The sequence below is a fragment of the Achromobacter sp. 413638 genome (assembly GCF_043119405.1).
Taxonomy (GTDB): Bacteria; Pseudomonadota; Gammaproteobacteria; order Burkholderiales; family Burkholderiaceae_B; genus Achromobacter.
Genome location: NZ_JBICCO010000047.1, coordinates 40654 through 49464 on the forward strand (window position 1 = coordinate 40654; position 8811 = coordinate 49464).

Here is an 8811-nt window from a genome sequence, read left to right on the forward strand (position 1 = left end):
GAAAACCATGCCAGTGTAGCCGCCTGGCGCATCCCTTCCGCCCTGGAGCCCGCATGAACGACGAGATCCTGCCCCTGGCCCTGGTGCTCGCGCAGGCCGCGCGGCGCCGCGCCCGGCGCAAACGGAGCGCGACGGCGCGCAAGCCCGCCCCCGCGCCGCGCCGCTCGCCCACCCAGCGCGTCGGCGACGCCCACGAGGACGCCGCGCTGCGCCTGCTGCAGGCGCGCGGCCTGGTCCTGCTGGCGCGCAACCTGGCCTGCCGCCACGGCGAGATCGACCTGGCCATGCGCGACGGCGCGGTGCTGGTCTTCGTCGAGGTCCGCGCCCGCCGCGACGCGCGCTTCGGCGGCGCGGCGGCCAGCATCGGCGCGGCCAAGCAGCGGCGGCTGGCCCAGGCGGCCGCGTACTGGCTGCCGCGCCTGGCCGCCCGCCACTGGCGCGGCGTCCCGCCGGCCGCGCGCTTCGACGTGGTCGCCTTCGAATCCGGCGTTGCCCGTTGGCTGCGCGATGCCTTCCTGGTCGCGGGCTGAACAGTCCGGCGCGCCCGGCGACAGGCCGGTTACGACAAGGCGAAAAGCCGTTACGCCTGGTCAGGCCGGCGTCACGGCCCCATGAGATAATCGCGCCCATGGATATGACCTCTCGTATGACGTCGCACTTTCGCGATGCCGCGGCCACGCTCGAGCAAAGCATGAACGAGCTGGCCGAACCGCTGGCGGTGGCGGTGGACGTGCTGTTTGGCGCCCTGGCGAACAATGGCAGGATTCTGGCTTGCGGCAATGGCGGCTCGGCCGCCGACGCGCAACATTTCGTCGCCGAACTGGTGGGCCGCTTCGAGCGCGAACGCCTGCCCCTGGCCGGCATCGCGCTGAATACCGACACCTCGATCATGACGGCGGTCGGCAACGACTACGGCTTCGACGAGATCTACGAGCGCCAGGTCAACGCGCTGGGCCAGCCCGGCGACGTGCTGGTGGCCATTTCCACCAGCGGCAACTCGCCCAACGTGGTGCGCGCCATGGAAGCGGCCAGCGCCCGGGAAATGCATGTGCTGGCCCTGACCGGCAAGGGCGGCGGCGTCATGGGGGAACTCATTACGCCCATGGACGTCCATCTATGCGTGCCCAGTGATCGCACGATGCGCATCCAGGAAGTCCACATCTTGCTGCTGCACGCCCTTTGTGACGGCATTGACGCTCTTCTGCTAGGAGACACCGAATGATTTCTGACGCCAGGACCGCGGCCCGCCCGCTGCTGCTCGCCGCCTTGCTCTCGACCGCCGCCCTGTCGCTGTCGGCCTGCGCGCCCCTGATCGTCGGCGGCGCCGCCGCCACCACGGCGGTGGTCGCGACCGACCGCCGCACGTCGGGCACCCAGCTCGAAGACCAGAACATGGCCTTCAAGGCGCAGCACCAGATTTCCCAGAAGCTGGGCGAGACCGCGCGGGTCAACGCCATGGCCTATGGCGGCATCCTGCTGCTGACCGGAGACGTGCCCACCGACGAGGCCAAGAACCAGGCCACCGCCATGGCCCGCGGCGTCGAGAACGTCAAGCAGGTGGTGAACCAGCTGACCGTGGGCCCGATCGCCTCGCTGGGCGTGCGCTCGAACGACACCTGGCTGACCTCCAAGGTCAAGACGGCCCTGATCAACACCAAGTACGTGCCGTCGGGCACCATCGCCGTCACCACCGACCACAGCGTGGTGTACCTGATGGGCAAGCTGACCCAGGCCGAGGGCGACTACGCCGCCAACGCGGCGGCCGACGTGGGCGGCGTGGCCAAGGTTGTTAAACTGTTCGAGACCATCAGCCGCGAGGAAGCCGTGCGGCTGTCCGGCAGCGGCTCCAAGTCCTCGCAGTCCGGCTCCTCCGCCGACGCCAAGGCGCCGATCGAAAGCAGCGCCGGCGCCCAGGGCGACGGCAACGCCTCCGGCGGCGGCAGCAGCGGCGTGCAGGCCATACCGATCAAGTAACGCTCTACTCCACGCGGCCCAGCGATGAAAAAAGCCCTTCTAGCCCTGACCCTCCTGGTGGCCGCCGGCATCGGCGGCTGGTTCCTGCTGCGCCCGGCGCAGACCGCGCCGGACGTGCGATTCACCACGCTGGAGGGCAAGTCCTTCTCCATGCAGGACCTGCGCGGCAAGGTCGTGCTGGTGAAGTTCTGGGCGACCAGCTGCGTCACCTGCGTCAAGCAGATGCCGGAAACCATCTCGGCCTACAACGAGTACGCGGCCAAGGGCTACGAAGCCATCGCGGTCGCGATGAACTACGATCCGCCCAACTTCGTGCTGAACTTCGCCGAGACCCGCAAGCTGCCCTTCCCGGTGGCGCTGGACACCAAGGGCGACATCGCCCGCGCCTTCGGCGACATCCGCCTGACGCCCACGGCCTTCCTGATCGACAAGCAGGGCCGCATCATCAAGCGCTACCTGGGCGAATACGACGTGGCCGAATTCCACGCCACCGTGGAAAAGGCGCTGGCCGCGGGTTGAACCGCGTTCGATCCTGATCCCGCCCAAAGAAAAACCGCTCAGAAGAGCGGTTTTCTTTTGTCTGGCTGGAAAAGCTCGCCCGGCTTAGAACGCCGGCACCACGGCGCCCTTGTACTTTTCCTGGATGAACTTCTTCACCTCGGGCGTGTGCAGGGCGTTGACCAGCTTCTTGATGGCCGGCGCGTCCTTGTTGTCGGCGCGGGTCACCAGCACGTTGGCGTAGGGCGAGTCGGAGCCTTCGATGAACAGCGCATCCTTGGTCGGGACCAGGCCGGCTTCCAGCGCGTAGTTGGTGTTGATCAGCGCCAGGTCCACGTCGTCCAGCGAACGCGGCAGCATCGCGGCTTCCAGCTCGCGGAACTTCAGCTTCTTGGGGTTCTCGATCACGTCGGCGGCGGTCGCCAGGATGTTGGACGGATCCTTCAGCTTGACCAGGCCCTGCTTCTGCAGCAGCACCAGGGCGCGGCCGCCGTTGGACGGATCGTTCGGGATGGCGATCGTGGCGCCGTCCTTGAGTTCGGAGACGTTCTTGATCTTCTTGGAGTAACCGCCGAAGGGCTCGACGTGCACCAGGGCCACCGGCACCAGCGTGGCCTTGCGGTCCTTGTTGAACGACTCCAGGTAAGGCTTGTGCTGGAAGAAGTTGGCGTCGAGCTGCTTGTCGTTCAGTTGCAGGTTGGGCTGCACGTAGTCGCTGAACACCTTGATGTCCAGTTCCACGCCTTCCTTGGCCAGCTGCGGCTTCACCACCTCCAGGATTTCGGCATGCGGCACCTGGGTCGCGCCCACCACGATTTTTTCAGCATGGGCGGCGCCTGCGGCCGCCAGGAAGAAAGCCGAGGCCGCCAGGGCCGACCGGACGAAGTTCAAACGCATGTATTGCCTCTTTTATAGGTAGGAAATCGGGGGCTGATGCCCGGCCGGTTGGAGGTCCGCCCTCTCGTGGAGGACAGCGCCGTTGTGAAAACGCCCCCAATTTACCTGAATGCCGGTTATTTGTCGGGCATATGAACATGGGTTTTGGATATAAGCCGGCAGCGGGTACTACAATCCGTCGTATGCTTGCGCTGGCGCGGTTCCCGTGCCTTATCGCGCAGGCATTTTCATGCCGCCGCCTCCCCGGAAGCGGAGGCTTTCCCCTCTCATGACCCACGCTTTTTCAATCATCTATTTACCGACTTAGCTGCCATGACCGACACCCCCGACCCTGCTGCCGTCTCGTCTCCCGCCGTCAAAGCCGCCGTGCTGTCCGAGGCCTTGCCGTACATCCGACGATTTCACGGCAAGACCATCGTGGTGAAGTACGGCGGCAACGCCATGACGGAAGAGCGGTTGCAGCGCAGCTTCGCGCACGACGTGGTGCTGCTCAAGCTGGTCGGCCTGAACCCCGTGGTGGTCCACGGCGGCGGTCCGCAGATCGATGACGCGCTGCGCCGCATCGGCAAGCAGGGCACCTTCATCCAGGGCATGCGCGTCACCGACGCCGAGACCATGGAAGTCGTCGAATGGGTGCTGGGCGGCCAGGTCCAGCAGGACATCGTCATGATGATCAACGAAGTCGGCGGCAAGGCCGTGGGCCTGACCGGCAAGGACGGCGGACTGATCCAGGCCCAGAAGAAGCTGATGGCCAACAAGGACAACCCCGCCGAGCCCATCGACATCGGCTTCGTCGGCGACATCACGCTGGTCGAGCCGGCCGTGGTCAAGGCGCTGCAGGACGACCAGTTCATCCCGGTTATCTCGCCCATCGGCTATGGCGAGGACGGCACCGCCTATAACATCAACGCCGACGTGGTCGCCGGCAAGATGGCCGAAGTGCTGGGCGCCGAGAAGCTGCTGATGCTGACCAACACCCCGGGCGTGCTGGACAAGGCGGGCAAGCTGCTACGCAGCCTGTCGGCCCAGACCATCGACGAGCTGTTCGCCGACGGCACCATCTCGGGCGGCATGCTGCCCAAGATCTCGTCGGCGCTGGACGCCGCCAAGAACGGCGTGAACTCGGTCCACATCGTCGACGGCCGCGTGCCGCACTGCCTGCTGCTGGAAATCCTCACGGACCAAGGCGTCGGCACGATGATCAGCTCGCATTGATGCAGGCTCGCCGCCAATTGCAGCGGCCCGCGGTGCGCGTGCGGCGGTCCCGCAGGACCGCCGCGCACGACGACGGGCTGTTGTGGCTGTTCGACCTGGACAACACGCTGCACGACACGTCGCACGCGATCTTCCCGCGCATCGACCACGGCATGACCATGGCCGTGGCCGAGACGCTGGGCGTGGACATCGACACGGCCAACCACCTGCGCCGCAAGTACTGGAAGCGCTACGGCGCCACCATGATCGGCCTGGTGCGCCATCATGGCGTGGACCCGCACGAGTTCCTGCACCGCAGCCATGACTTCGACGTGAACCCGCTGGTGCGCGCCGAGAAGGCGCTGGCCTACAAGCTGCGCCAGCTGCCCGGACGCAAGGTGCTGCTGACCAACGCGCCGCTCGAGTACGCGCGCGCGGTGCTGCGCCGACTAGGCATCCTGCGCCAGTTCGACAGCCTCTGGGCCATCGAGCACATGCGCCTGCACGGCGAGTTCCGCCCCAAGCCGTCGCCGGCCCTGCTGCGCTACGTGCTGGCGCGCGAGGGCGCGTCGCCCCGCCGCACCGTGCTGGTCGAGGACACGCTGGCCAATCTGCGCGGCGCGCGCCGCGCCGGCCTGCGCACGGTTCACGTCTATCATCCCGGCACGCCGTTCGGACGCGGCCGCTCGCAACGGCCGTCGTACGTCGACTTGCGGGTAAACTCGGTCAGTGATTTGCTGTTGCGCCGACGTCCCCTGCGTGGATAGCGGCGGGTCTTACCCCCCACCCTTCCGTCAGCCTGCGTGGACCAGACACTTTCATGGCGAGCAAACCCGGCGAACGCAAGACCCAGATACTGCAGACCCTGGCCGAAATGCTGGAGCAGCCACACGCCTCCCGCATCACCACGGCCGCGCTGGCCGCGCGCCTGTCGGTATCCGAGGCCGCGCTGTACCGCCACTTCGCCAGCAAGGCGCAGATGTTCGAGGGGCTGATCGAATTCATCGAGACCAGCATCTTCACGCTGGTCAACCAGATCGCCGCCGCCGAGCCGCTGGGCGTGACCCAGGCGCGCCAGACCGTGGCCATGCTGCTCACCTTCTCCGAACGCAACAAGGGCATGACCCGGGTGCTGACCGGCGACGCGCTGGTCACCGAGGACAACCGGCTGCAGGAACGCATCAACCACATCAACGACCGCATCGAGGCCTCGCTGCGACAGTCGCTGCGCACCGCCGTGACCGACGGCGGCCTGCCGCCCGAGGCCAACATCAGCGCCCATGCCAGCCTGCTGACGCACCTGGTGCTGGGTCGCTGGCTGCGCTATGCGCAAAGCGGCTGGCGCGTCGCGCCCACGCTGCACCTGGACGAACAGCTGCGCCTGGCGCTGGGCTGAGCGTCCGCGAAACACCCTGCCGATTGACGCTCGCGGCTTGCCGCGCATGCGCGCAGCCCCTTGCCGGGCTTGCGATTTTTCAGGGCCGACGAGCATAATGCCGCGGGTGGGTTCCCACAAGCGCGATTTCCAGGTGGCTTGACCCATATCAATACGGGTTTTCCTGAATGCCGTCACGATCATACTGTAGCGTCGACATGCCGAATTGATTCATCCCGTGCTCGCGGGGCGGCGTGTCGTCAGTTTGACCTCAACCGGAGATGGATATGACCGCGCCAGCCGCCGTCCCTGCCCCACAAAACAAAACCAAGATCCCCATCGGACTCATCGCCGGCTTTGTCGCGCTGATCGCAGTGCTGCTGATGCCCCTGCCGGCAGACCTGCCGGTCGCCGGTCATCGCATGCTGGCCATCCTGGCCTTCGCCGTGGTCGTGTGGATCACCGAAGCCGTGTCGTACGAAGCCAGCGCCATCATGATCACGACGCTGATGGCCTTCCTGCTCGGCACCGCGCCGACCATCAAGGATCCGCAGACGCTGTACGGCACCTCCGCCGCCATCAGCATGGCGCTGACAGGCTTCGCCAATTCGGCGCTGGCGCTGGTGACCGGCGCGCTGTTCATCGCCGCCGCCATGACCTTCACCGGACTGGACCGGCGCATCGCGCTGGTCACGCTGTCCAAGGTCGGCACCAGCACGCGCCGCATCCTGATCGGCGCGATCGCCGTGACCATCGTGCTGAGCCTGGTCGTGCCCAGCGCCACGGCGCGCAGCGCCGCGGTGGTGCCCATCATGATGGGCGTGATCGCGGCCTTCGGCGTGGACAAGCGCTCGAACATCGCCGCCGGCATCATGATCATCGTGGCGCAGGCCACCAGCATCTGGAACGTCGGCATCCAGACCGCCGCCGCGCAGAACCTGCTGACGGTCGGCTTCATGGAAAAGATGCTGGGCCAGCGCGTGGCCTGGTCCGACTGGCTGATCGCCGGCGCCCCGTGGTCGCTGATCATGTCGGCCGTGCTGGTCGTCGTGGTGCTCAAGATGCTGCCGCCGGAAAGCAACAGCATCGCCGGCGGCAAGGAAGCCGTCGAGAAGTCGCTGCGTGAACTCGGCCCCATGACCGGCGCGCAGAAGCGCCTGATGGCCGTGTCCGTGCTGCTGCTGTTGTTCTGGGCCACCGAAGGCAAGCTGCACAAGTTCGACACCACCTCCACCACCTACTTCGGCCTGGTGCTGCTGATGCTGCCGCGCTTCGGCGTGATGACCTGGAAAGACGTGCAGTCGCGCATACCGTGGGGCACCGTGATCGTGTTCGGCGTCGGCATCAGCCTGGGCACCGCGCTGCTCACCACGCAGGCCGGCCAATGGCTGGGCAATCAGGTGGTCGCGCACACCGGCCTGGACCACCTCGGACCGCTGGCGATCTTCGCCATCCTGTCGGCCTTCCTGATCGTCATCCACCTGGGTTTCGCCAGCGCCACCGCGCTGACCTCGGCCATGCTGCCCATCCTGATCTCGGTCCTGGCCACGCTGCCGGGCGAATTCAGCCGCCTGGGCATGACCATGCTGCTGGGCTTCGTGGTCAGCTATGGCTTCATCCTGCCCATCAACGCGCCGCAGAACATGGTGTGCCTGGGCACGGAAACGTTCAACGCCCGCCAGTTCGCCAAGGTCGGCATCGTCATCACCATCGTCGGCTACCTGCTGATGCTGCTGTTCGGCATGACCTACTGGCGCTGGCTGGGCTGGCTGTAAGGAGAAGCGCGCATGAAAATCTCGCTTGAACAGGCACGGGAATACGGGCGGCGCGTGCTGGCCGCCCAGGGCGTGCCGGAAGACATCGCGCGCGACGTGGCCGATCACCTGGTGGAATCCGACCGCGTCGGCTACACCAGCCACGGCCTGTCCATTCTCACCAACTACCGCCGCGTGCTGGCCGACGGGCTGGCGCAAGCCGACGGCCGGCCCGAGCTGGTCAACGACCGTGGCGCCATGCTGGCCTATGACGGCCACAACGGCCTGGGCCAGCACGTGGGCAAGGTGGTCATCGAAAAAGCCATCGAGCGCACGCAGCAGCATGGCCAGTGCATCCTGACGCTGCGCCGCAGCCATCACCTGGGCCGCATGGGCCACTACGGGGAAATGGTGGCGGCGCAGGGGCTGATCCTGCTGGCCTTCACCAACGTGATCAACCGCGCGCCCACCGTGGCGCCGTTCGGCGGCGCCCAGGCCTGCATGACCACCAATCCGCTGTGCTTCGCCGGGCCGCTGCCCGGCGGGCGGCCGCCCTTCATCGTGGACATGGCCACCAGCTCCATCGCCGTCAACAAGGCGCGCGTGCTGGCGGCCAAGGGCGAACAGGCGCCGCCGGGATCGCTGATCGACGCCCAAGGCAACCCCACCACCGATCCGAACGCGCTATTCGCCGATCCGCCGGGCGCGCTGCTGCCCTTCGGCGGCCACAAGGGCTACGCCATGGGCCTGGTGGCCGAGCTGCTGGCCGGCGTGCTGTCGGGCGGCGGCACCATCCAGCCCGAACACCCGCGCAATGGCGTGGCCACCAACAACATGTTCGCCATCCTGCTGAACCCGCAGGTCGACTTCAACACCGACTGGCGCTCGCTCGAAGTCGGCGCCTTCATCGATTACCTGCATGCCTGCCCGCCGCAACCCGGCGTGGACCGGGTGCAGTATCCCGGCGAGTACGAAGCCGCCAACCGCGCGCTGAACGCGGATTCGCTGACCTTCGATGCGCGTATCTGGGACGGCATGAAGCAGCTGGCGATGGATCTGGGCGTGGCGGACGCGTTGCCTCGATAGCGCATTCGTTCCCGTCCTGGCGGGTTTTACAGG

At 66.9% G+C, this 8811-nt stretch carries 10 protein-coding genes; 9 read left to right on the forward strand and 1 reads right to left on the reverse strand.

From position 1 onward, the window contains the following. Positions 1 to 53: 53 nt before the first annotated feature. From ACEU5R_RS18950 to ACEU5R_RS18965, 4 genes are all read left to right on the forward strand, one after another. Entirely contained in the window at positions 54 to 530 is a 477-nt protein-coding gene (locus ACEU5R_RS18950) for a YraN family protein (protein WP_392411225.1), read from the forward strand. Positions 531 to 628: 98 nt separating this feature from the next. Further along, positions 629 to 1222, forward strand: a complete 594-nt coding sequence (locus tag ACEU5R_RS18955; protein WP_199770942.1) for a phosphoheptose isomerase — start codon at positions 629 to 631, stop codon at positions 1220 to 1222. After that, complete coding sequence (locus ACEU5R_RS18960; protein WP_392411226.1) at positions 1219 to 1974, forward strand: BON domain-containing protein; 756 nt, start codon at positions 1219 to 1221, stop codon at positions 1972 to 1974. Before ACEU5R_RS18955 ends, ACEU5R_RS18960 begins: the two co-directional genes overlap by 4 nt. Positions 1975 to 1998: 24 nt before the next feature. Next, positions 1999 to 2493, forward strand: a complete 495-nt coding sequence (locus ACEU5R_RS18965) for a peroxiredoxin (protein ID WP_103271499.1) — start codon at positions 1999 to 2001, stop codon at positions 2491 to 2493. 84 nt (positions 2494 to 2577) lie between these two features. Here the strand turns inward: ACEU5R_RS18965 and ACEU5R_RS18970 are convergent, their stop codons facing one another. After that, on the reverse strand, positions 2578 to 3369 hold the full coding sequence (locus ACEU5R_RS18970) for a MetQ/NlpA family ABC transporter substrate-binding protein (protein WP_103271500.1): 792 nt from the start codon (positions 3367 to 3369) through the stop codon (positions 2578 to 2580). Between the two features lie 312 nt (positions 3370 to 3681). Between ACEU5R_RS18970 and argB the strand changes: the two genes are divergently transcribed. The 5 genes from argB to ACEU5R_RS18995 all read left to right on the forward strand — a co-directional run bounded on the left by argB (position 3682) and on the right by ACEU5R_RS18995 (position 8778). Next, positions 3682 to 4584 carry an acetylglutamate kinase gene (gene argB / locus ACEU5R_RS18975; RefSeq protein ID WP_006216311.1) on the forward strand — a complete coding sequence of 301 codons (903 nt, stop codon included), beginning with the start codon at positions 3682 to 3684 and terminating at the stop codon, positions 4582 to 4584. Then, positions 4584 to 5330, forward strand: a complete 747-nt coding sequence (locus ACEU5R_RS18980) for a pyrimidine 5'-nucleotidase (protein WP_392411228.1) — start codon at positions 4584 to 4586, stop codon at positions 5328 to 5330. Before argB ends, ACEU5R_RS18980 begins: the two co-directional genes overlap by 1 nt. A 53-nt stretch (positions 5331 to 5383) precedes the next feature. Further along, on the forward strand, positions 5384 to 5959 hold the full coding sequence (slmA, locus tag ACEU5R_RS18985) for a nucleoid occlusion factor SlmA (RefSeq protein WP_103271502.1): 576 nt from the start codon (positions 5384 to 5386) through the stop codon (positions 5957 to 5959). 266 nt (positions 5960 to 6225) lie between these two features. Then, complete coding sequence (locus ACEU5R_RS18990) at positions 6226 to 7713, forward strand: DASS family sodium-coupled anion symporter (protein ID WP_103271503.1); 1488 nt, start codon at positions 6226 to 6228, stop codon at positions 7711 to 7713. A gap of 12 nt (positions 7714 to 7725) precedes the next feature. Further along, positions 7726 to 8778, forward strand: a complete 1053-nt coding sequence (locus ACEU5R_RS18995; RefSeq protein WP_392411229.1) for an Ldh family oxidoreductase — start codon at positions 7726 to 7728, stop codon at positions 8776 to 8778. The last annotated feature ends 33 nt before the right edge of the window (positions 8779 to 8811 follow it).

Bases quoted from the DNA above. Each gene is read 5' to 3' on its own strand.
- ACEU5R_RS18950 (WP_392411225.1), top strand. From the start codon at position 54: ATGAACGACGAGATCCTGCCCCTGGCCCTGGTGCTCGCGCAGGCCGCG.
- ACEU5R_RS18955 (WP_199770942.1), top strand. From the start codon at position 629: ATGGATATGACCTCTCGTATGACGTCGCACTTTCGCGATGCCGCGGCC.
- ACEU5R_RS18960 (WP_392411226.1), top strand. From the start codon at position 1,219: ATGATTTCTGACGCCAGGACCGCGGCCCGCCCGCTGCTGCTCGCCGCC.
- ACEU5R_RS18965 (WP_103271499.1), top strand. From the start codon at position 1,999: ATGAAAAAAGCCCTTCTAGCCCTGACCCTCCTGGTGGCCGCCGGCATC.
- ACEU5R_RS18970 (WP_103271500.1), bottom strand. From the start codon at position 3,369: ATGCGTTTGAACTTCGTCCGGTCGGCCCTGGCGGCCTCGGCTTTCTTC.
- argB (WP_006216311.1), top strand. From the start codon at position 3,682: ATGACCGACACCCCCGACCCTGCTGCCGTCTCGTCTCCCGCCGTCAAA.
- ACEU5R_RS18980 (WP_392411228.1), top strand. From the start codon at position 4,584: ATGCAGGCTCGCCGCCAATTGCAGCGGCCCGCGGTGCGCGTGCGGCGG.
- slmA (WP_103271502.1), top strand. From the start codon at position 5,384: ATGGCGAGCAAACCCGGCGAACGCAAGACCCAGATACTGCAGACCCTG.
- ACEU5R_RS18990 (WP_103271503.1), top strand. From the start codon at position 6,226: ATGACCGCGCCAGCCGCCGTCCCTGCCCCACAAAACAAAACCAAGATC.
- ACEU5R_RS18995 (WP_392411229.1), top strand. From the start codon at position 7,726: ATGAAAATCTCGCTTGAACAGGCACGGGAATACGGGCGGCGCGTGCTG.